The sequence below is a fragment of the Chryseobacterium amylolyticum genome (assembly GCF_051011775.1).
Lineage (GTDB): Bacteria > Bacteroidota > Bacteroidia > Flavobacteriales > Weeksellaceae > Chryseobacterium.
The window spans coordinates 256,770-279,219 of record NZ_JBPCHX010000003.1; the positions used below are offsets into that span (position 1 = coordinate 256,770).

General features: G+C 37.6%; 22 protein-coding genes. 7 read left to right on the plus strand and 15 right to left on the minus strand.

Annotation, left to right across the window (positions count from 1 at the left end):
• Window positions 1-75 precede the first annotated feature (75 nt).
• From ACR1PO_RS09960 to ACR1PO_RS09970, 3 genes are all read left to right on the plus strand, one after another.
• Complete coding sequence (locus ACR1PO_RS09960; RefSeq protein WP_433986661.1) at window positions 76-1,047, plus strand: ion channel; 972 nt, start codon at window positions 76-78, stop codon at window positions 1,045-1,047.
• Window positions 1,048-1,536, plus strand: a complete 489-nt coding sequence (locus ACR1PO_RS09965) for a YkgJ family cysteine cluster protein (protein ID WP_374463113.1) — start codon at window positions 1,048-1,050, stop codon at window positions 1,534-1,536. It abuts the gene before it with no gap.
• 267 nt (window positions 1,537-1,803) lie between these two features.
• Complete coding sequence (locus ACR1PO_RS09970; protein WP_041461964.1) at window positions 1,804-2,103, plus strand: hypothetical protein; 300 nt, start codon at window positions 1,804-1,806, stop codon at window positions 2,101-2,103.
• Window positions 2,104-2,321: 218 nt separating this feature from the next.
• Here the strand turns inward: ACR1PO_RS09970 and gdhA are convergent, their stop codons facing one another.
• From gdhA to ACR1PO_RS09985, 3 genes are all read right to left on the minus strand, one after another.
• On the minus strand, window positions 2,322-3,680 hold the full coding sequence (gene gdhA, locus ACR1PO_RS09975; RefSeq protein WP_131437063.1) for an NADP-specific glutamate dehydrogenase: 1,359 nt from the start codon (window positions 3,678-3,680) through the stop codon (window positions 2,322-2,324).
• Window positions 3,681-3,870: 190 nt separating this feature from the next.
• Complete coding sequence (dprA, locus tag ACR1PO_RS09980; RefSeq protein WP_433986662.1) at window positions 3,871-4,980, minus strand: DNA-processing protein DprA; 1,110 nt, start codon at window positions 4,978-4,980, stop codon at window positions 3,871-3,873.
• Between the two features lie 34 nt (window positions 4,981-5,014).
• Window positions 5,015-5,782 carry a rhomboid family intramembrane serine protease gene (locus ACR1PO_RS09985; protein WP_002982351.1) on the minus strand — a complete coding sequence of 256 codons (768 nt, stop codon included), beginning with the start codon at window positions 5,780-5,782 and terminating at the stop codon, window positions 5,015-5,017.
• A gap of 249 nt (window positions 5,783-6,031) precedes the next feature.
• Here ACR1PO_RS09985 and ACR1PO_RS09990 point away from each other — a divergent pair, with 249 nt between their 5' ends.
• Together ACR1PO_RS09990 and ACR1PO_RS09995 are read left to right on the plus strand one after the other, a co-directional pair.
• Window positions 6,032-6,958 carry a DUF3078 domain-containing protein gene (locus tag ACR1PO_RS09990; protein ID WP_433986663.1) on the plus strand — a complete coding sequence of 309 codons (927 nt, stop codon included), beginning with the start codon at window positions 6,032-6,034 and terminating at the stop codon, window positions 6,956-6,958.
• A gap of 224 nt (window positions 6,959-7,182) precedes the next feature.
• Window positions 7,183-8,106, plus strand: a complete 924-nt coding sequence (locus ACR1PO_RS09995) for a DUF3078 domain-containing protein (protein ID WP_433986664.1) — start codon at window positions 7,183-7,185, stop codon at window positions 8,104-8,106.
• A 66-nt stretch (window positions 8,107-8,172) separates the two neighbouring features.
• Here the strand turns inward: ACR1PO_RS09995 and sufD are convergent, their stop codons facing one another.
• The 5 genes from sufD to ACR1PO_RS10020 form a co-directional block, all read right to left on the minus strand.
• Window positions 8,173-9,480 carry a Fe-S cluster assembly protein SufD gene (gene sufD, locus ACR1PO_RS10000; protein ID WP_332388998.1) on the minus strand — a complete coding sequence of 436 codons (1,308 nt, stop codon included), beginning with the start codon at window positions 9,478-9,480 and terminating at the stop codon, window positions 8,173-8,175.
• A 158-nt stretch (window positions 9,481-9,638) separates the two neighbouring features.
• Entirely contained in the window at window positions 9,639-10,382 is a 744-nt protein-coding gene (gene sufC, locus ACR1PO_RS10005) for a Fe-S cluster assembly ATPase SufC (protein ID WP_002982364.1), read from the minus strand.
• An 18-nt stretch (window positions 10,383-10,400) separates the two neighbouring features.
• On the minus strand, window positions 10,401-10,907 hold the full coding sequence (locus ACR1PO_RS10010; protein WP_332388645.1) for a GNAT family N-acetyltransferase: 507 nt from the start codon (window positions 10,905-10,907) through the stop codon (window positions 10,401-10,403).
• Window positions 10,908-10,911: 4 nt separating this feature from the next.
• Window positions 10,912-12,360, minus strand: a complete 1,449-nt coding sequence (gene sufB / locus ACR1PO_RS10015; RefSeq protein ID WP_062673097.1) for a Fe-S cluster assembly protein SufB — start codon at window positions 12,358-12,360, stop codon at window positions 10,912-10,914.
• A gap of 83 nt (window positions 12,361-12,443) precedes the next feature.
• Window positions 12,444-12,773: a HesB/IscA family protein gene (locus ACR1PO_RS10020; RefSeq protein ID WP_002982371.1), complete on the minus strand. Its 330-nt coding sequence runs from the start codon at window positions 12,771-12,773 to the stop codon at window positions 12,444-12,446.
• Window positions 12,774-12,977: 204 nt separating this feature from the next.
• On the opposite strand from ACR1PO_RS10020, the gene ACR1PO_RS10025 reads away from it, so the two are divergent.
• Together ACR1PO_RS10025 and ACR1PO_RS10030 are read left to right on the plus strand one after the other, a co-directional pair.
• Window positions 12,978-13,913, plus strand: a complete 936-nt coding sequence (locus ACR1PO_RS10025) for a GLPGLI family protein (protein ID WP_433986665.1) — start codon at window positions 12,978-12,980, stop codon at window positions 13,911-13,913.
• A 12-nt stretch (window positions 13,914-13,925) separates the two neighbouring features.
• The gene (locus ACR1PO_RS10030; RefSeq protein WP_433986666.1) at window positions 13,926-14,783 is read left to right on the plus strand and encodes a GLPGLI family protein; all 858 of its coding nucleotides are present in this window, start codon (window positions 13,926-13,928) and stop codon (window positions 14,781-14,783) included.
• Window positions 14,784-14,839: 56 nt separating this feature from the next.
• Here ACR1PO_RS10030 and ypfJ read toward each other — a convergent pair whose 3' ends face one another.
• From ypfJ to ACR1PO_RS10065, 7 genes are all read right to left on the minus strand, one after another.
• Entirely contained in the window at window positions 14,840-15,703 is an 864-nt protein-coding gene (ypfJ, locus tag ACR1PO_RS10035) for a KPN_02809 family neutral zinc metallopeptidase (protein WP_332388641.1), read from the minus strand.
• Between the two features lie 65 nt (window positions 15,704-15,768).
• The gene (locus ACR1PO_RS10040) at window positions 15,769-17,847 is read right to left on the minus strand and encodes an LTA synthase family protein (protein WP_433986667.1); all 2,079 of its coding nucleotides are present in this window, start codon (window positions 17,845-17,847) and stop codon (window positions 15,769-15,771) included.
• A gap of 166 nt (window positions 17,848-18,013) precedes the next feature.
• Window positions 18,014-18,532 (minus strand): 6,7-dimethyl-8-ribityllumazine synthase, encoded by a 519-nt coding sequence (gene ribH, locus ACR1PO_RS10045; RefSeq protein ID WP_065400059.1) that lies wholly within the window; start codon window positions 18,530-18,532, stop codon window positions 18,014-18,016.
• A gap of 3 nt (window positions 18,533-18,535) precedes the next feature.
• Window positions 18,536-19,243, minus strand: coding sequence for a YfgM family protein (locus ACR1PO_RS10050; RefSeq protein WP_002982387.1), 708 nt, complete (start codon window positions 19,241-19,243; stop codon window positions 18,536-18,538).
• A gap of 227 nt (window positions 19,244-19,470) precedes the next feature.
• Window positions 19,471-20,007, minus strand: coding sequence for an adenine phosphoribosyltransferase (locus ACR1PO_RS10055; protein WP_433986668.1), 537 nt, complete (start codon window positions 20,005-20,007; stop codon window positions 19,471-19,473).
• Window positions 20,008-20,010: 3 nt separating this feature from the next.
• Window positions 20,011-21,210: a hypothetical protein gene (locus tag ACR1PO_RS10060; protein WP_433986669.1), complete on the minus strand. Its 1,200-nt coding sequence runs from the start codon at window positions 21,208-21,210 to the stop codon at window positions 20,011-20,013.
• Window positions 21,211-21,325: 115 nt separating this feature from the next.
• Window positions 21,326-22,342 (minus strand): hypothetical protein, encoded by a 1,017-nt coding sequence (locus ACR1PO_RS10065; RefSeq protein WP_433986670.1) that lies wholly within the window; start codon window positions 22,340-22,342, stop codon window positions 21,326-21,328.
• Window positions 22,343-22,450 lie beyond the last annotated feature (108 nt).

Sequence of the window (22,450 nt, forward strand, 5' to 3'; positions counted from 1 at the left end):
AATGAATCAGTTGATAAAATTCATCAAAACAATATTTTATCTTTGCATCACAAACGGTAAGAAAATGCTATAAAAATGACAAGAGGATTCAGAAAAAAGATCCGTCAGAAAAATGCGGAGAACAGTGGTTTCGGGACCAATGCAACCGGAAGATTTATCAATAAGGACGGTCTTCCGAATGTTCAGAGAAGAGGTGTAAATGTTTTTAACAGGCTAAGCTGGTATCACACCATGCTGAATCTTTCTTCATTCCGTTTTATTTCCTATCTGGTTATTGCTTACATTATGGTAAATCTGTTTTTTGCCATGATCTATTATCTGATCGGGGTAGAACACCTTACCGGCATCGACAAAAGTGATCCGCTAAACGAGTTTATTGATGTTTTTTTCTTCAGCTCCCAGACCTTTACCACAGTGGGGTACGGAAGAATAGCCCCGGTAGGTTTTTTGGCGAGCCTTGTGGCCACTTTTGAAGCTTTCCTGGGATTGCTTACCTTTGCCATTGCAACCGGTCTTTTTTACGGAAGATTTTCAAGACCACGGGCCTATCTTAGATTTTCCGATATTGCGATTATTGCTCCTTTTCAGGAATCTTCAGCATTAATGTTCAGGCTTGCCCCATATAAAAATAATGCATTGACGGATGCTGATGTGATTGTATCTGCAGCTATTGAAGTGATAGAAAATGGAGTTGCCAAAAGCAATTTTTACAGGCTTGAAACCCAGCTAAGCAAGATTAATACCTTAGCGCTTAACTGGACTGTGGTACATAAAATTGATGAAAACTCTCCGTTTTATGGCTTTTCCGAAGAGGATTTTAAAAATACGGACATTGAGCTTATCGTGCAGGTGCGTGCATTTGATGAAGTATTTTCAAACACTGTGGTACAAAGGTCTTCGTATACTACAGGGGAAATTGTATACGGCGCAAAGTTTGTCCCGATGTATTACCCCAATAAAGAAAATCTTTCAACAGTGCTGGATCTGGACAAAATTAATGAATACAGGAAAGAAGAGCTTCCGGATTCTGTAAGAAATAAAGAATAGATGAACTTAGATTTTTATAAAAAACAGGCTATACAAAAACAGAAAGAGCACAAGAAATTTCTGGACGGGTTAAAGAAAAAGCCGCCCAAAAATCTCGACTACATAGTGCAGGAAACCCATGATGAAGTTTTTGAGGAAATAGACTGCCTGCAATGTGCCAATTGCTGCAAGACAACCGGTCCTCTTTACACAGAGAAAGATATTGAACGTATTGCCAGACATCTGCGAATGAAGCCTGCAGACTTTGAAGCTAAATTTTTAAGAGTAGATGAGGATAATGATAAAGTACTGCAGCATCTCCCCTGTTTTTTCCTCAACAGTGATAATACCTGTTCCATCTATGAAGTAAGACCAAAAGCCTGTCGTGAATACCCGCATACAGACCGGAAGAAGATCTACCAGATTAATAATTTAATGCTGAAAAATACAGTGATCTGCCCCGCAGCATTTGAATTTGTAGAAAAAATGATGAAGAATATAGGGAAGTAACATGGTGTGCAGGAAGATGGAAGATGGGTGCTGTAAGCACTCATCGTTGATAGTAAAACTATTATTTCTTGATTTTAAACTTAATGAATCTTCTGTTAAGTTCTAAAAAACTCCCAGCTTTCAGCATCATTCTTTCAGCCAAATCAAACGAACTTATTTTTGCAAATTCCTCTTAAATAATCATAAAGTCCGTTAAATAAGCCGTTTACGCATAATTTTATAAATGATGCTTCGTTTAAGTTAAACAATCATTTAAATATTATTATTATGAAAAAGTTATTTTTAACGGCAGCGTTTACATTAGTCGGAGTAATCGCAGTATCAGCACAATCAACAACCCAGAAGCCGGCAGATACTTCTACTAATAACACTACGACAACTCAAACCCAACAACCGAATACCCAGACTACAAGTCCTTCGGATCCGAAAACCCAGGAAAAATCACCTGCAACAACCACGGAGACTGCACCTGCAACAGATCCGTCAGTAAGTACAACACCTACTGATGCAACCAAGCCTGCAGATACTCCTAAAGAGGAAAAGAAAGACAAGAAAAAGAAAAAGTAAAAGCACTTTAGCAAACACTAGTCGGAATCCTGAAATCTTGTATTTCAGGATTTTTTTTGTTACCCTTTTTTATGAACCGGGAACCTTTTATGGAAAATAAAAAAAAGCACTGCCTGTAGCAGCGCTTTCTCCTTTCACTTTTTACTTTTTTCCCATTATCCCGGGAACAGGCTATATCAAAAAAGGTCGGGAATTTTTCCCAACCTTTGTATTTTTTGTTACACAACTCCTTGAGCCAACATGGCTTCTGCTACCTTTACGAAGCCGGCAATATTTGCACCTTTTACGTAGTTTACATAACCGTCCTCGTCTTTTCCATAGTCTCTGCAAGCCTTATGGATACCAATCATGATTTCCTTTAATCTTGCATCAACTTCTTCAGAAGTCCAGTTAAGACGGATAGAGTTCTGAGTCATTTCTAATCCTGATGTAGCAACACCTCCGGCGTTGGAAGCTTTACCAGGAGAAAATAACACTTTATTGTCTAAGAAATAGTTGATGGCATCTAATGTAGAAGGCATGTTAGCCGCTTCTGTAACACAGATACATCCGTTTTCAACTAATTTTCTTGCATCATCTAAATCTAATTCGTTCTGGGTTGCAGAAGGGAATGCAACATCACATTTTACTTCCCAAGGACGTTTTCCGGCGTGGAATTCAGCAGATGGATATTTTTTAGCATAATCCTCAGCTCTGTTGTTCCCTGAAGATCTAAGTTCTAATAAGTAATCGATCTTTTCTCCGCTGATACCATCTTTATCATAGATATATCCGTCAGGACCAGAGATTGTTACAACTTTAGCACCTAGTTCAGTTGCTTTTTTGATAACTCCCCATGCAACGTTCCCGAAACCGGATACCGTTACAGTTTTCCCCTGGAAATCTTGTCCGATTGTTTTTAGCATCTGCTCTGCGAAGTATACTACACCATATCCTGTAGCTTCAGGACGGATCAGTGAACCTCCGTAAGCAAGACCTTTTCCTGTAAGAACTCCGGTAAATTCATTTCTGATTTTCTTGTATTGTCCGAATAAATACCCGATTTCTCTTGCTCCAACTCCGATATCTCCTGCAGGAACGTCTGTTTCAGGACCAACGTGCTTGCATAATTCTGTCATGAAGGCCTGGCAGAAACGCATTACCTCCATATCAGATTTTCCTTGCGGATCGAAATCTGAACCTCCTTTACCACCTCCCATCGGAAGCGTTGTTAAAGAGTTTTTAAATACCTGCTCAAAAGCTAAGAACTTAAGAACGGATAAGTTTACAGTAGGGTGGAAACGGATTCCTCCTTTGTATGGCCCAATAGCAGAGTTCATCTGAATTCTGAAACCTCTGTTAACCTGAATTTCTCCTTTGTCATCAACCCATGGAACTCTGAAAATAATAATTCTTTCAGCTTCAGCCATTCTTTCAAGCAGCTTCATTCCGGTATATTCTTTTTTCGTAGCAATGAATGGAATTACAGTTACGGCAACTTCTTTTACAGCCTGTAAAAACTCCGGTTCGTTAGGATTTTTTGCTTCAATTTTTGCAATAAACTCTTGGATTTTCTGGTCAATATTATATTGTTCCATATATTAAGGTTGAATATTATTGTCAACAAATTTAATTTTTTTTTCAAGATTCACAACACCATATTTTAACATTGTTAAAAATTAAATAATAATGTTTCGTAATATTATTAAATTGATAATTTGTCTTTAAATTTTATTAAAAATGAAATGTTATGTGTGAAATAATGCAATATTAAGAAATCGTTAAATATCAAATCGCTATGAATTGCCTCCCGGAAAACGATTTTACTTTCCCTAAAAGCTCCAATTCCAAAATTATTGGTAAGATTTTGTGAGTAGAAACATCAATTTTTTGAGCGAGATCGTCCAAAGAAATATGAGGGTATTCTTTAATAGATTGATATATTAAATACTGATTGTCAGATAATTGTATAGCTGTTTCACTATAAGGAAATAACTCTGCAGTTTTTTCTTTAGGATCATCAAATTCCAATAGACGGACAAGATCTTTGATGGTAGAAATTGCCGTTGCTTTATTATGGAAAATCAATTGATTACACCCTTGGCTTGATGCATCTGTGATTTTTCCGGGTAGGGCAAAAACATCGCGGTTATAATCATTGGCAAAGGCTGCTGTGCTTACGGAACCGCCTCCAAAACCTGTTTCCACTATGATTGTAGAAGGAGACAATGCGGCAATAATTCTGTTTCTCTGAATGAAGTTCTCCCGGTCAGGTTTTCTTGAAGAGCTGAACTCCGTTATTAATGCACCTCCCTCATGTAAAATTTTATCAGAAAGCCTTCTGTTTTTTGCAGGATATAAATATTGAAAACCATGTGCCAAGACCGCTACAGTAGGTTTTCGGTAATAAAGAGACTGCTCATGAACTTCTTTGTCAACGCCTAAGGCAAGACCACTCACAGAGGTATATTTTGAAAATCGGGTTGCTTCAAAGAAGTTTTCAATAAACTGCCGCCCGTAATCTGTCATATTCCGGGTCCCTACGATACTTACTTTGGGCTTTGTGTCATTAAGTTCTCCTTTTTGATAAAGAACAGCAGGTGCATCATTGCATTCATTGAGCAGGAAAGGGATTTCATTATGATGTTTCAGCCTGATTCTGATATTATTTTTTTCGCAAAAATTTAATTCTTCTTCTGCGAATTCCAAATGAGTTGCATTTCCAATATCGGAAACAGTTTTTTGTCCTATTCCTTCGAGTTTTTTATACTCTTTTTTTGCTCTTTTCCATGCTTCCCGGGCACTTCCGAAAGTACGGACAAGTTTATGGAATTGAATGTTGCCAATGTGGTTGCACTCGCGGAGGGCAATGGCATATAAGTATTCTTCGGAGATCATGTGTGTTTTTTTTTCAAATGTAGTGAAATAAGTTTTATCTCTTCCTCAATTCATCCAGGTGATCCCAGATATCATCTTTTTTCTTGTAAGGAAGTTCCATAAAATCTTCGGGATGGTTCTCCTTGTATTCCTGCCACAACTTATCATCCTTTTCACTATAGTAATTCGGGAATTCCCATATGAATTTTTTCTTTTTTTCTCCAACATTTTTAAAAGCAAAGGCGATGATGCTTCCTACTACAGCTCCGGAAAGGTGTGCCTGCCATGAAATCTTACTGGGTTCCTCCATATTGTAGAAAAGTTCCTCCGGAAGCATTCCCCATACCAAACTTCCATAATACAGCACAACAAGCATTGAAATGGTCAGAAGTTTTGTATTCCATTTGAATACCCCGCTGAAAAAAAGGAAAAAAGCGAGTACATATACCACACCACTGGCTCCAATGGTACAGGTATACATATATTCGCCGGTGAGGATGTCAATAGGAGGAAGAAGCCATACCAAAAGTCCTGTTGCCAGCCATCCTATAATAAAAACCTTGTTGGCGACCAAAGGATAGAACTGATACAGCAAAAACATAAGTGCTGCTATCGGAATGGAGTTTCCTATGATATGATCAATATTTCCATGTAAAAGAGGAGATGTAATAATACCAAGTAATCCCTCGGGCAAAAGAGGAATAATGGCTCCAAAACAGCTTTGAAAGAAGCCCTGCATTTGTAAAAAATACCCGAACCACATTGCTGAAAGCATCAGCAGCGGGTATATAATCGCTCTTTTGGAAATTACATTCTTAAACATGGGGATTTTACGTCAAATCAAAAGCCAATGATAAATTTCGGAAAATTTGTCGACGAATGAGTTTCTACTTACCTGATTTTAAGACAAAAGGTATCAAATTTAATTTTTAAGCTTATTATTTGGCACTGATTTTATAGAAATACTTTGTTGTTAGGTAATTAAACTTTATTGAAGTGGAATTCTTTAAAGCTGAATGTACCGTTTAAAAAAATTATATTAATACTTTTGCATTGAAAATTATTTAGAGTAATGAAGAAGTTTTTATTGATTCTTTCCTTTTTTGTAGGAATGTATGCAAGTGCTCAAGAAGAATTGAAAAAAGATTCCGTGGTGACAGACACAGTAAAATACTGGTCAGTAGTAGGAAAAAACACATTAATGATTAACCAGGCTGCATTTTCAAACTGGGTTGGTGGTGGAGCCAATAACGTAGGCTGGCTTGCTGGTGTCAATTACAATCTGACCTATGAAAAAGATAAAGACCTTTGGGAAAATATTATCATACTGGGCTATGGGCAAAATGACACGAAAGGGTTGGGAATAAGAAAAACTCAGGATATCATTAACGTCTCTACCAATTATGGAAGAAAATTTTCAAAAAGCTGGTATTTCTCTATGGGAGCAGGATTTCAATCACAGTTTGCTGCAGGATATGAAGACGGAAACAATCCCGAGGCTAAAAAAATCTCAAACTTTATGGCACCAGGCTACCTGAACGTCGGGATGGGGATCACATACAGGCCCAATGATGATCTTACGGTTACCTTACGTCCTACCAACGCCAGATGGACGTTTGTATTGGATAAAGACCTTCAGACAGCAGGAAGCTACGGTTTAAAGAATGATGGCGATACTTCATTACTGCAATTCGGTTTTCTGGGAACTGCGATATATAAATTAAAAATCATGGAAGATATTTACCTGACCAATACAGCATCTGTCTTCTCGAATTACCTTGACCATCCGGACAGATTGGTTCTGGCTTACGGGGCTTTACTGAACCTGAAAGTAAACAAATATATTTCATCCAACGTGACGTTAGATTTACTGTACGATCATAATCAGCTAGAAAAGACACAGCTGAAACAAACCTTAGGAATAGGGTTCGCTTACACACTCGATAATGGGGTAAAGCGTTCCGACCGGAAAGACAGCCAGTGGTGGATCAAAAAATAATAAAGAATCACATTGATAAAGAAAGCACTTCAGAAATGAGGTGCTTTTTGCTTTTAAAAGACTGTAATTTTAAGTTGATTTAAGTTTGCCGGGCAGGGAGGTAAGGTTTAAATAATTAGTTTTCATAGTATTATAGGCGCAAAATCAACAGTGTTAAATTCATTTTAAAGTGAATTTTATAAAGGCGTAGATTATTATTTATACATTTGTATTAAATCGTTATTATGAAAAAAATTTTATTGATCAGTTCTATCTCTTTCGGAGCTTTAGCAATGGCTCAGGAGACGAAAACAGACGCTCCGGCATCAGACACAGTGAAAGCCTGGTCTATTCAGGGACAAAATACATTAATGCTTAATCAGGCAGCCTTTTCCAACTGGGTAGGCGGCGGAGCCAATAACGTAGGTTGGCTTGCCGGGGTTAATTACAATCTGACCTATGAAAAAGGAAAAGATCTTTGGGAAAATATTATTATCCTGGGTTATGGGCAAAATAATACTCAGGGAACAGGGGTAAGAAAAACCCAGGATGTTATCAATCTTTCAACCAATTATGGTAGAGAATTCGCCAAACACTGGTATTTCTCTGCAGGTGCAGGACTTCAGACCCAATTTGCTCCCGGATATGAAGATGGAAATAATCCGGACGCGGCCAAAATTTCGAATTTTATGGCGCCTGGTTATTTGAATTTAGGAGCTGGTGTTACTTACCGCCCTAATGATAACCTCACAGTAACTTTACGTCCGGCGAACGCCAGATGGACATTTGTTTTAGACAAAGATCTTCAGAAAGCGGGTACTTATGGCCTTAAAAATGATGGAGATTCTTCCCTTTTCCAGTTCGGTTTTTTAGGAACGGCTATGTATAAGCTTAAAATTATGGAGAATATTACGTTGCTGAATACAGCGTCTGTCTTCTCAAACTATCTTGACCACCCGGAAAGGCTGGTTCTTGGATATAGCGGAGTTTTAAGTATGAAGATCAATAAATACATTTCCACCAACGTTACCCTTGATCTCTTGTATGATCACAATCAGATATGGAAAACACAGTTGAAGCAGACACTAGGCGTAGGATTGGCTTATAATTTTGATAACGGTAAAAAACGTTCAGAAAATAAGGATAACCAGAGCTGGTTAAAAAAATAAAACGACTTATCATAAAATAAAAAGCACTTCATTTGAAGTGCTTTTGTGTATCAATATATATAAGTCTTAAAATTCTATATCAACTTCTAATTTCTCAGCCAAAAGCTTTGAAATCTTTTCTTTCAGAGGCTCTATATCAATATTCTGCATTGCATCATTTGCGAAAGCATATAGAAGTAACGCCTGTGCTTCTTTTTTAGAAATTCCTCTTGCTCTCAGGTAAAATAAAGCATCTTCATTCAATTGGCCTACTGTACAGCCATGAGAACATTTTACATCATCAGCAAAGATTTCTAACTGAGGTTTTGTATCAATACTTGCCCCTTCACTTAGCAATACGTTGTTGTTCTGCTGATAAGCGTTTGTCTTCTGAGCAATTTTGTCAACAAAAACTTTCCCGTTGAAAACTCCGTGTGCATTGCCATCGAAGATTCCTTTATAGTTCTGATAACTTTCACAGTTCGGGAAGTTATGGTGCACCGCTGTATGGTGGTCTACCAGCTGGTCTTTTCCGATGATGGTGATTCCGTTCATGAATGAATTGATATTGGATCCATTATGAATAAAATCAAGGTTGTTTCTTACCAGTTTACCTCCGAAAGAGAATGTGTTTACAGTTGTTAAACTGTCTTTCTCCTGTTTTGCAAAAGTATTGTCGATAAGATAGGTTGTGTTGTTATCATTCTGCAGTTTATGCCAGTCAGCTTTTGCATTAGGATAAGTAAAGATCTCCGTAACAGAGTTGGTCAGTACATAAGTGCTGTCAAAATTATGATGGCTTTCAATCACTTCTACTTTTGCTCCTTCTTCTACAATCAAAAGATTTCTTGTATTGTAGAATGTATTTTCCTCCTGATTCTGGGAAATGTAAAAAACGTGGATTGGCTTTTCAATGACTACATTTTTAGGTACTTTCAAAAAGAAACCATATTTGCAGTAAGCAAGGTTTAAGTTTGTGAAGGCCTGTTCTTTAGAAGCGATGGTGTTGAAGTATTTTTCAAAAACCTCTTTGTGCTTCTCATCGTTCAATGCATAGTTGAAAGAAAGGAACTCTACGTTTTCAATAGAAACTTTTGAAAGTTCTTTGTGAAGTTTGCCGTTTACAAAAACAATCCAATCAAAATTTTCTTCTCCAAGATGCAGCTCATCAAACTGCTCTTTAGTGATATTATGGTTCTCTTTCGGGAAGAAGTTGTAGCTTTTTTCCGTGATCTCCTTTAGATTGGTATATTTATATTCTTCGTCTTTTTTAGTAGGAAAACCAATATCGGTAAATCTTTGAAGCGCCGTTTTTCTTTCATCATCCAGAAATCTGTGACGAAGACTCTCCAAAAACTCATTATGGTTCTCTATAATTTGTTCTTTTAATGCCATTACTGGTATATCTGTGGTTTGCACCATTTTTTCTTTTTTTTGAACTAAAATATTGTTATTCCGAGGAATAGGAATCCAATTTTTACTTTAGAGATTCATATTTGCTGCATTTCATGAATGGTTGCCGTAATTTCAAATCTCAAATAGTAAATTTCAAATTAATTTAAAAGCCAGTCGTAACCTTTTTCTTCAAGTTCTAACGCTAAAGACTTATCACCTGTTTTGATGATTTTCCCGTCTGCTAACACGTGAACGAAGTCAGGCTGAATATAATTAAGCAATCTTTGATAGTGCGTAATCAAAAGAACTGCGTTTCCTTCGTTTTTAAAATAATTTACTCCGTCTGCTACAATTCTTAAAGCATCGATATCAAGTCCTGAATCGGTCTCATCAAGAATGGCCAGTTTAGGATTAAGCATCATCATCTGGAAGATTTCGTTTCTTTTCTTCTCACCCCCTGAAAATCCTTCATTCAGTGATCTTGAAAGAAAATCTTTTTTGATTCCCAGTTTTTCAGATTTCTCACGGATTAAGGCAAGCATTTCTTTTGCAGGCATTTCTTCCAGTCCGTTTGCTTTTCTTGTTTCGTTCAAAGCAGCTTTGATAAAGTTGGTTACAGAAACCCCCGGAATTTCCACAGGATACTGGAAAGAAAGGAAAATTCCTTTGTGAGCTCTGTCTTCAGGAGCATCTTCACTGATGTCTTGCCCTTCGAAAAGGATCTCTCCGCCAGTTACTTCGTAATCTTCTTTTCCTGCAATTACAGAAGAAAGAGTAGACTTACCGGCTCCGTTTGGCCCCATGATAGCATGAACTTCGCCTGGCTTTATTTCAAGATTAATCCCTTTTAATATTTCTGCGCCATCTTCAATTTTGGCGTGAAGGTTTTTAATTTCTAACATTTTATTTGCTTAAACAAATTATTTTTGAATTCTATATACTAAACTTTCAGGTTGACCAGGAACATCATTTAGGGTCCCGATTTTGATCATACCTGCCTTTTCCAAAACTTTAACAGAAGCTATATTACCGGGACGGACAACAGCAAATATTTCTTCTTTATTGTCCTCATTAAGCCCAAAATCTATAGCTTTCCTGGTGAATTCTGTAGCATATCCTTTCCCCCATGCCTGGGAAGCAAAACGATAGCCTAAATTCAATTTTTCTTTTTCTCCGTAGAGTTTATAGCTCAGGCCTCCAAAACCTATTATATTTTCAGGGCACTCCTTTTCAGTAATTGCCCAGCCTCCGAAATGATACCTTTCCCAGTGTTCAAGCATTTTCGTAAATGTACTTTCTGCTTTTTGAAAACTCATGGGTCCGGCTGGATTATGAATATTGGTTTCAGGGTCATGATTAATTTCGAAGAATTTTTCAAAGTCTTCTTTTGATGGTTTTCTTAAAATTAATCTTTCTGTAGCTAACATATCTTTATCCTACTGATCCTTCCAATGAAATTTCAAGTAGTTTCTGCGCTTCAATAGCAAATTCCATCGGAAGTTTATTTAAAACCTCTTTACTGAAACCATTTACGATTAAAGCAATAGCTCTTTCAGTATCAATACCTCTCTGGTTACAGTAGAAAATCTGATCTTCCCCGATTTTTGAAGTGGTTGCTTCGTGCTCCAATTGTGCAGTAGGATCTTTGATTTCAATGTAAGGGAAAGTGTGTGCCCCACATTCATTACCCATCAATAAAGAGTCACACTGCGAAAAGTTTCTGGCTCCTTTTGCAGAAGGCATTACTTTTACCTGTCCTCTGTAGGAATTCTGGGATTTTCCAGCAGAAATACCTTTGGAAATGATCGTAGATTTGGTGTTTTTACCAATGTGGATCATTTTTGTTCCTGTATCTGCGTATTGGTGATTGTTCGTTACAGCGATAGAGTAGAACTCTCCGATTGAATTGTCACCTTTTAAGATACAGGAAGGATATTTCCATGTTACTGCAGATCCAGTTTCAACCTGTGTCCAGGAGATTTTTGCATTTCTTTCGCAAAGCCCTCTTTTGGTGACGAAGTTGAATACTCCGCCTTTTCCTTCTTCATTACCTGGATACCAGTTCTGTACGGTTGAATATTTAATTTCAGCATTGTCTAGTGCAATCAGTTCCACTACAGCAGCGTGAAGCTGGTTTTCATCTCTTGACGGAGCTGTACATCCTTCAAGGTAAGAAACATAACTTCCTTCGTCAGCTACAAGAAGCGTTCTTTCAAACTGCCCTGTTCCTGCCTGGTTGATACGGAAGTAAGTGGAAAGTTCCATCGGGCATTTTACCCCTTTGGGAATATAACAGAAACTTCCGTCAGAGAATACTGCGGAATTCAATGCTGCATAAAAGTTATCTCCTCTCGGAACAACTTTTCCAAGATATTTTCTTACTAAATCAGGATGGTTTTTAATAGCCTCAGAAATTGAACAGAAAATAATTCCTTTTTCTGCCAGTGTATCCTGGAAAGTGGTTTTCACAGAAACTGAGTCCATTACAATATCCACAGCAACTCCTGAAAGTCTTTTTTGTTCCTCAATATTAATCCCTAGTTTTTCGAATGTTTTCAATAATTCAGGATCTACTTCATCAAGGCTTGCCAGCTCAGGCTTTACTTTAGGAGCAGCATAGTAACGGATTGCCTGAAAATCCGGTTTTTCATATTTGATATTGGCCCATTCAGGCTCTACCATTTTCTGCCAGATTTTGAAAGATTCCAGTCGCCATTCAGTCATCCATTCCGGTTCTTCTTTTTTAGCAGAGATCGCACGGATGATATCCTCATTTAATCCGGTCGGGAAATCTTCATAATCTATTTTGGTTTCCCAACCGAATTCATATTTTTTATTTTCTAGATCGACTCTTAAATCGTCTTCTGTATATTTACTCATTATAATTTTTTAGATTTCAGATGGTAGATTTCAGAATCCAGAATAGCTCTGAGGTCTGAAATCTAGGATCTAATGTCTTTTCTCTAAAGACTAAATGATTCCCCGCACCCACATGTTCTGGATGCATTCGGGTTGTTAAAAACAAACCCTTTTCCGTTCAATCCTCCTGAATATTCAAGAGTTGTTCCTGCTAAATAAAGGATGGATTTTTTATCTATAATAATTTTAATGTTATTATCTTCAAAAATCTGATCTGCGTCTGTTTTTTCGTTGTCAAACTTTAAAACATACTCTAAACCAGAGCATCCGCCGCTTTTCACCCCTACTCTTATATAATCTTCAGCAGGGTTAAAACCATCTTCCGTCATCAACTGGATGGCTTTCTCCTTTGCATGGTCTGATACTTTTATCATTGTATTTATTTAGAATGATTTAATGATGCAAAAATACGAACTAATTTCCGCAATCTCAAATCGAAGATATCTATTTTAATGATTCTGATATTAATAGCGGTTACAATTTATGGTAAAGACAGATAAATTTCTTCTCTTTATGTGAAGATTTCATTTGTAATTTTAACCTTCTGTTGTATTTCCGATCTATAAAGAAAATTGGTAATGGGACAAAAAATCATCATCTTTTTTGTGTTGTTTCTCACCACAGTATCTTATGGCCAAACCACAAGATTCGTTTATGAAACGCTGGTAAACCCGGATTCAATCAATCTGGTAAGCATGAAAAGTGAGAGAACTTTTCTGGACATCAAAGAAGGACACTCGCTCTTTATCAGCGAAAACAAATTGAAAAGAGACTCTCTTGTTGCTTCTATAAGATCAGAAGCGAAAGAAACTCAGAGAAAAGAGGAAAAAGATTTTTCAAAAATGGAAGGGAGAAAACATTTTGAACCTACTTTTTTTGAATATTTTATTACCAAAGCTATTCCGGAACAGAAAGTGTATTACTATGAAAAGGCTGCCGGGAAACAAATTTACTATCGGGAAGACAGACCTTTACAATGGGAAGTGACAAATGTAATTGAGAAACAGAAAGGGTATGCTGCTCAAAAAGCAGTCACTGAATTTGGCGGAAGAACCTGGACTGCATGGTTTACCAAAGAAATTCCTTTCCCTGACGGGCCGTACAAATTCTCAGGATTGCCGGGCCTGATTGTAAAGCTGGAAGATGATAAGGGGGATTATAAATTTGATCTCGTTAAAAAGATGATCATTAAAAATGCTTTTGAAGAACAGATGGAGCCGGATGCCAAACAAAGTACAAGGATAAATTTCCATGGCGATAAAGCAGCGTTGGAGCTGGAGTTTGGTAAAAGCAGAAAAGCAATGGCTGGAAATAACGGAAATATGAATTTCAGAGAAGGAAAACATAGTGGCATGGGCGTAATGAGTGGCGGAGGAATGAGAGGCGGTGGCCATGGTGGTGGAATGCATCGGGGAATGGGAGGTGAAAATCAAGGAATCCCGGTCTCAACAGGTTCGTCTGGAGAAGTTCCTTCTTTTACGAATACGACTCAAAATCCAATTGAATTAAAATAAATAAAAATATAAATGAAAAAATTAGGTATTATCGCATTGGCACTCTTCATACAGAATGTTTCTGCACAGACAAACAGGTTTGTGTATCAGGTGACTATGAAGCCGGATGCAGAAAATAAAACAGATATCAAGACAGAAAATGCTTATCTGGATATTTCCCCTGAAAAATCGGTGTTTTACTCTGAAAACAGAATCAAAAGGGATTCTATCATGCAAAAGGCATTTCAGGGCGGAGGCGGAAGAGGAAGTATTAACAGAGATCAGATGGAAAGTCTGAGGTCCAATATCAACTATTCTGTAGAAAAGGATAAGACCAACCAAAAGACCTACTTCAAAGACAGAATCGGACGTGATATTTATTCGTACGAAGAGGACAGACCGCTGAACTGGAAAATTGAATCGGAAACAAGAAAAATAGGTGAATATAAAGTTCAGAAAGCAGAAACTGATTTTGGAGGCAGAAAATGGACCGCATGGTTTACCACGGATCTTCCTTATCAGGACGGACCATACAAGTTTGGCGGACTTCCGGGATTAATTGTAAAAATAGAAGATGACAAAGGAGATTATTCTTTTGATCTTATGAAGAATTACAAAATTGCAGAATTTCCTGCTTTGAACCAGTTTGGAAATACTTTAAAAGTGAAAAGAGCCGATTTTGTAAAGCAGCAGCAAAAATTTAAGACTGATCCTATGTCATTTATGACACAAGGAGGAGGGCAAGGTGGATTTATGACAACGGTAATAGCTGGTGGCGGAAGGGGCCCTGGCGGGGGCGGAAATCAGAATCCTGCCGATATGAGAAAGAGAATGGAAGAGCGGATAAAAGAAGAAGCCAAGAAGAATTCTAATCCGATCGAATTGCAATAATAAAAATGCGGCCTCACACTGAGACCGCATTTTTTATTATTTAAAAGTTTTATAAATTATTTCAACAGCTGGTTGAAAGTATCACCCTGTCTGATATCTCCGGTGTTGTATCCTTTCATAAACCATTCTTTACGCTGTGCAGAAGATCCGTGAGTAAAGCTTTCCTGATTTACATATCCCTGTGCTCTTCTCTGGATATTATCATCTCCAACAGCTTCTGCAGCATCTATGGCCGATTCAATATCTCCGGGCTCCAGAATATGTTTGCTGTCATTGGTTCTTTTTGCCCACACGCCTGCATAGAAATCTGCCTGTAATTCTGTAGCAACGGAAACTCTGTTCATTTGCTCTTCAGAATATCTTCCGCTTCTTCTTAACGCATCTACTTTTTGAGTCGTTCCCAAAAGAGTCTGCACATGGTGCCCTACTTCATGCGCAAGAACATAAGCCACTGTAAATTCGGTTACTTTGGCGCCAAACTTTTGCTGAAGCTCATTGAAGAAGCTCATATCCATATACACTTTCTGATCAGCCGGGCAATAGAATGGCCCCATGGCAGACTGCGCTGTACCACATGCTGAAGAAGTTGTATTTTCGAAAAGAACTACCTGGGGAGCACTGTAAGTCATTCCGTTTTCTTTAAAAATTTGATCCCAGGTAAGGATATTCCATTTGGCCATCATGTCGACCATTTCTCCGACTTGTTTTTCACCGGCAGTCAGTTCTCTTTGTTCTCCTGTATTGCCTGAAGGCTGCATGCTTCCGGAATTCAAAATACCGGATGGGTCACCTCCTAAAAAGAACACGATAGCTGCTATAATTAAGGTCCCGAGTCCGCCTCCTACAATCATACCGCCACTTCCGCCTCCTGAACCACGGCGGTCATCAACGTTTCCGCCTCTGTCGTCTGTCCATTTCATACTAATAAATTTATCGGTTAATTTAAATATTTTACACCAGATTATAAGCGAAAATATTTAGATATTTATCTGTTAAGCTGTTTCGTTTTTAACCAGTAAGAAGTAGACTGATATGCTGATACAGCGTCATCTACCAGTTTCTGATCCGGATTTTTTAATAGGTTTTCGTCGTAATACAGCTTAAACTCAGGTGCCAGATCACTTTTTTCCAGTTCCAGAGAATATTGTTTTACCTTTTTTACCGGAGAAATAATAGTCAGATGTCCGTCTTTTATAAGGCCCAGATCCTGATAGGTTGCCACATAAGCTTTAGGCTGGAATTCCGGTTTGAACACATCCTGGCCGAGGAATTTAGACTGATAGCTGAAATTCAGCAATCCGAAAAGGGTAGGCATTACATCAATCTGAGACATCAGTCCATTAAATTTCTGCGGCTGAATAAATCCTTCTGAGAATACCATTGCAGGAATTCTGTATTTATCCATCGGAAGCTCTGTTTTTCCGGCACTTGATGCGCAGTGGTCAGCAATGATCACAAAAACCGTGTTCTTATACCAATCCTGCTTCTTAGCCATCTCAAAGAACAGTTTAAGCGAGTAGTCTGTATATTTTACACCGCCTTCACGGGATTTTGCTGTTCCCGGAATATCGATTCTTCCGTCAGGATAAGTAAACGGTCTGTGATTGGAAACAGTCATCCAGTGATTGAAAAATGGTTTTCCTGATTTCGCTTCAGCATTCATTACCTGAATGGCTTTTCTGGCCATATCCTCATCAGCAACACCCCAAACGTTGGCAAAAGTGATTTCTTCTGGTTTAAAGCTGTTTCTGTCTACAATGTCATAGCCGTTTCCTCCGAAGAAATCCTGCATATTGTCGAAATAGCTGTAACCTCCGTATAAAAATCTGACATCATATCCCTTGGATTTAAAGACATTTCCGGTTGTGAATTTATTCTTATTGTCATCTCTTTTGATGATGCTTTCTCCCGCAGTTGGGGGAATACACAATGTTAAGGCTTCCAGTCCGCGTACGGTTCTGTTTCCGGTAGCATAAAGATTGGTAAACATCAGAGATTTCTCTGCAAGGCTATCCAGGAAAGGAGTAATTTTCTGTGTATTTCCATAATGTTCCATAAAATCTGCAGAAAGGCTTTCGATAGAAATCAATACTACATTCTTCTTCATTTCCGGCTGTTCTGCAACAACCGCTCTGGATAGTGTATGCTGCGGATACTGGCTCAGGAAATTCTTTTCAGCCTGCTGCTGGTTAATCTGTGAATAAAACTGGAAGTAATCCAGCTCATTATGAGTGAAGGCCCAATAGAACTTAGGAAGTCCGTTCGCTTCAATTTCGTCTGCAAAAACATTGTCTGACCGGATCTGCATTAAAGAAGGTATAGCCAGTGCACTGAGGGCACAAAGCACCATGAAACTGCCGAGAAGCACCATTTTTTGTTTAAAATCAGGAAGGTCCAGAAGCTCATCTTTCGTTTTCTTATAAATAAACCATGTAATGGCAAGCGTAACGATCATAATTGCAGAAAACAATGGAATAACAGGATAGCTTTCCATGATATTTCCGATCACCTCATTCGTATAAATAAGGTAATCTACTGCAATAAAATTATAACGCACCCCAAATTCATTATAGAAGAAATATTCACTTACGCCGTTGAAAATAATCACAAGAACGTATAAGAATAACGTAATGAAATAAAGAGTATTACGGATTTTAATTCTTTGTGAAGGAAGAAAAAGCATCAATCCGAAGAAAAGAGTTTTTATTCCTACGAAGGCAAGAGCGATTTCCATTACAGAACCGCCGTACTGCTTGAAAATATTGTTCGGAACAAGCCATATATAAAGGAAGAACAGAACCAATGCTCCCAAAATAATGGAGCCGTAAGGTTTTTTATATTTCGAATTGGAAAGGAAGAGGAAATAAAGGGCGAGAATAGAGCTGGCCAATATGAAGACAAAAACGTCATTTACCAGACCTATCAGCAGAACCTTTACGACTTCGAAAAATCCAAAACCAGCTGTTGTAATAGGATGAAAAAAGAATATTATTCTTATTATCAATGAAATAATAAGATAGAAAATTCCTAAATAAAGGAAGGGTTTTATTTTTTTTAAAAACATGTATTGACTGTTTTTATTAGTTTTCACAAAGATAGTTTTTGTAGAGAACTTTTGACGGAAAAAAACAAAAACATCCTTTTTATTGATGAGATTTATGATTTATTAATATTCAATAAAAAAGGACTATTAAAAAATAGTCCCATGATATTTTGAAAGTAAACTCCGGTTAAGAATGTCCAAAACCGATATTTCCTTTTTTATCAGATAATTTCTTTTTGAAATCAATCATTCTAAGAGCTGTTACAGCTGCTTCTACGCCTTTGTTTCCAAGATCACCACCGCTTCTTGCAATAGATTGTTCTTTGGTGTCATCTGTCAATACACAGAAAATAGTAGGAGTATCAGTCATAATATTACAATCCTTGATTCCCTGTGCTACTGCAGAACATACGTAATCAAAATGCGGCGTTTCCCCACGGATAACACATCCGATAGAGATTACTGCATCATACTTCCTTTCTTTACAAAGCTGCATACTTGCATAGCTTAATTCAAAAGCGCCCGGAACCGGAAAAAGCTTGATGTTTTCGGGTTTTACCCCTTCTTTTTCAAGAATTTCCAAAGCTGCATCACGAAGATTGTACGTTACAAAATCATTCCACTCAGAAAAAACAATGCCGATAGAAAAATCTTCGGCATTAGTTATATGAAGTGGCTTGTAATCGGAAAGATTAACTGTTGCCATTTTTTAATAATATTTAGTCATTTCAATATAAGAATCAGACATTCCGTTGTCGTAGTCCTGATATTTTTCGTCAATTGTAGCGAAGTATTTTTTAGCTTCTGCATTTTTCTTTAATCCTAATGCAACGATACCTGCTTTTCTTGTGAAATAATAGGTTGTATAAGGATCATCTGATGCTGATGCTGCCTGGTCTAGTAAAGAAAGAGCCTCGTCATTTTTATTAAGGCCTGATTTTGCATCAGCCATAGCTCCATACTTCATTGCCATCAGGGTTTTGTTTTTGGAAGAGAATTTATCCAAAAGATCGTAAGCTTCCTGGAATTTTCCTTCTTTGAATTTTAATAAACCGGCATTGTAAGCAGAAAGTTTACCGATTTCAGTAGAAGAATATTCATTAGCTGTACCTATAAAGCCAGGATTAGCCGCAGATTTTCCGCCTAAAGCATCTTTATCTTTACCTTCTGTAAGGTTTTTCTGAGCAGCAAGGAAACTTTTTACAGCTTCAGCGTTCTTTGGCGCAATTACAAATTGCTTATAAGCAAAGAATCCTAAAACCCCTAAAAGTAATGCTCCAAATATTAATCCCAAAGGTTTTGAATATTTTTCAACAAATCTTTCAGTGTTTAATGCTTCTCTGTCAAGGTCTTTAAAGAACTCAACCGTTTCTTTACCTTCTTGCTCGTTCTGAGCACTCTTTCCCAATTTTGCCATAAGTTTTTAAAAATTGAAATGCAAATTTAATTGTTTCTGAATGATTTACAAAATACTTTCTGAGTATTATTAATGAAATTTTATGAATTGTAGCCGTGAATGAGGAATTAATTAAAAAAAGATGCTTCGACAGAATCAGGATGACACTTCTAATACTACCTGTTCAAATCTCACAGTAAATTATTAGGTTTGTCATGCCGAGCATGTCGAAGCTTATGTATTAAATCTTAATATTCTAAAATATGATAGACTTCTGCACCGAATTTTTTCAACTTCTCATCGCCTCCCAGTCCTTTTAAACCAATCAGAAAGCTGAATTGTGAAACAGTGGCTCCTTGTTTTTCTACCAGTTTGGCAGCCGCTTCAGTGGTTCCTCCTGTTGCTAAAAGATCGTCGTGAATCAAAACTCTTTGTCCTGGCTTTAACTGTCCTTCACGGGTTTCGATAATGGCACTTCCATATTCCAGATCATATTCTTCAGAAATGACAGGAGGGGGAAGTTTACCTGCTTTTCTGATCAGGATAAACGGAACTTCCAATGCGACAGCAATAGCAATTCCAAAAAGATAACCACGGCTTTCTATTCCGCAGACTGCATCTATTTTTCCTTTACTGAAGGCTGCAAGATCTGTAATTACCTCTTCATAAAGTTTTGGGTTTAAAAAGATTGGTGAAATATCCTTAAACTGTATTCCCTGAATCGGAAAATCGGGGATGTTTTCAATTGTTTCTTCTAATTTGTTGATCAGTTCTGCTGAAGCCATTTATTAATTGATTTTATAGCTGGAAATTTTCCAGTCTCCGTTTACATTTTTAAGCCCGAAAGTTACTTTTAGGGAAGTAGTCTTTCCGCTTTTATCCGTTACATCATAAGTAGCATTTACGCTGGCACTGTTGGCTGTAGCACCGCTTGTCGTAATATTCTTTACGCTCACGTTTTTCACAGACCCGAAACCTGAAGTAGGGTTTGAAAAAGATTCGTAGCTTCCCCAGCTAGGATTGCTGGATGTTTCATAGGCTGCTTTTAAATTCTGAGAGCTCACACTGTTCAAAAATTTGCTTACTGTATTTTTAGGATCTGTGGTCGGCTGTTTTGGTGCAGCTGGTGCTGCAGGAGTAGCTGCTGCAGGATCTGTAGCAGTTCCGGAAGGAGCTGTTGGGTTATTGGGATCTACCACTGCGCTTGGCTGTTCAGATACAGCTGTTGAATCTGTTTTTGGAACGGCAGGTACTTTCAGGGCTGCTGCATTCACGTCAAGCCCGATTTTTGACATTTTGAAAGTCTTAGCTGTTGTCTTTACAGAAACGGTAATGTCTATTTTATTATCCACTACTTTAGAAGCAGGGATAGAGGAGAATTTCAGGTTGAAACCTTTGAAGTTGTTATCCTGCATCAGGTTTTTGGCTGTTACCAGTCTTACACCGTTACTGAAGACTTCAAGAGTAGCTTCAAGGCCGGCTCCGGTAAATGATACCGGGTTTCCTGCAGCGTCTACAAGTCTCGGAACGATCTGAATAGCGGTTGGCGCTCCGGTTCCGTCATCACCTGTAGGTCTTGTCACAAGGCTTAATGATCCGGCTTTTACATCATTCGGATCGCTTTCTTTAGCTTTATCATCCCCGAAGATATTCATTTCTCCCAGTGATGGAGGGGCAGTACTTGCCCATTCGATTCCGTTTTTCTGTGCAACTTCATCAGCCAGAGCCATGATCTCAGGAACTTTTTTCCCGTTGATCAGTTTTCCAAGGGCTTTCAGCTCATTGATATCACCATCAGCTTCTACTCCAAATGTTTTAAGGATATAAAGAGCTTCATTAAACTTAATCTGTTTAATGGTCGGTAAACTGGAAGTCATATCGTTGATACTTGACTGCAGTGTTTTAGTATTCGTAGCATCTACATGATCTTTCTTGCATGCTGTAAAAAGCAACAGGCTGAAAACAAGTAGAAAAGAAAACTTTTTCATTTTTATTTGGTTTGTTGCAAATTTAGTAAAACCTTTATTAATACTGATTTTTATTTTCACTTTATATTTTATGGACTGTTATATTCCCGTTCACAGTAGCCATAAACTTATATTTTTACTTTTTGTTAGGTTGTTCTTTCAGATCTCCTTTGAAAAAGTTACTGAAGATAGTCTGCATATTGGGGAATGACGGATCCTGCCAATAAGGGGTTTTATAACTGCTGTTGCCTTTATCAAATTTTACTTTTTCAATATCGTTGTCATTGTTGAAGCTTAATTCTGTAGGATAGAAATTATTGTAAACTGCAATCTGATTATATTCGGGTTCACTTTTATGTTTTAGTTTAACAAAAACAAGTTCATTATATTCCAGGAAATCTTTCAGGGTCTTCTCTGAATCCTTTTCGAAGGACATGTTTAAAATGGTTCTGATATCATAAAACCGGTATCCGAAAAATGAAAATTCTTTTTCCTGCAGAATACCTCCTGTCACTTCAATCTGGTCTCTGCGATCTCCCTTCAACTCTCTGATCGTATTTTTTGAGTTTTTATATTCTTCCGGGTTCCCCACGTTTTTAAGTTTGGGGAGATTCAGTGAGTTGCCATAATCCCATGATGAAGTTTCTTTCTTTTCGTTTTTAGATTCTGCCATTCTGAATACCCTGTACTGCTCTACATTGGTATTTTTCAGTTTTTTTGTTTTGTTGTCGAAAATATAAGTTACAATTCCGTCTGCATAACTGTTCAGCTTATTATTTACCGTTACGTAGGCATTAAAATTCCCTTTGATAAAAATGTACCTGGCTGGTTTGCTGTTCTTGATAACTACTGTTTCAATTTCCTTTACCTGATCATTGATTTTTATAACGGACTGATCAAAGTCCGAATAAGATAAAGTAGCCACCGGAAAATTATTATAGACAAGCTGGAACTTCTCCTGAGAAGGCGACAATGACTGTTTGTCAATCTTACCTTCAATATCCGAATAGGCTAAAATGGTTCCGTCTTTTCCAAATACTGAAACTCTGGGAAGGGGAATATTATTTTTTTCAGAAACGAAAGTGATGGTCTGAGCCTGGATAAAGCTGGCCAGAAAAAGAAAGAGCGAATAGAGGAAAAGTTTTGTTTTCATAATAAAATTTTGTTTTTAAATGTTGATGCCAGTATAGACGCATACCTTTCAGAATGGATGGCTGCTGATTGATATGCATAAAAAAAGACTGATCGTTTTAACAATCAG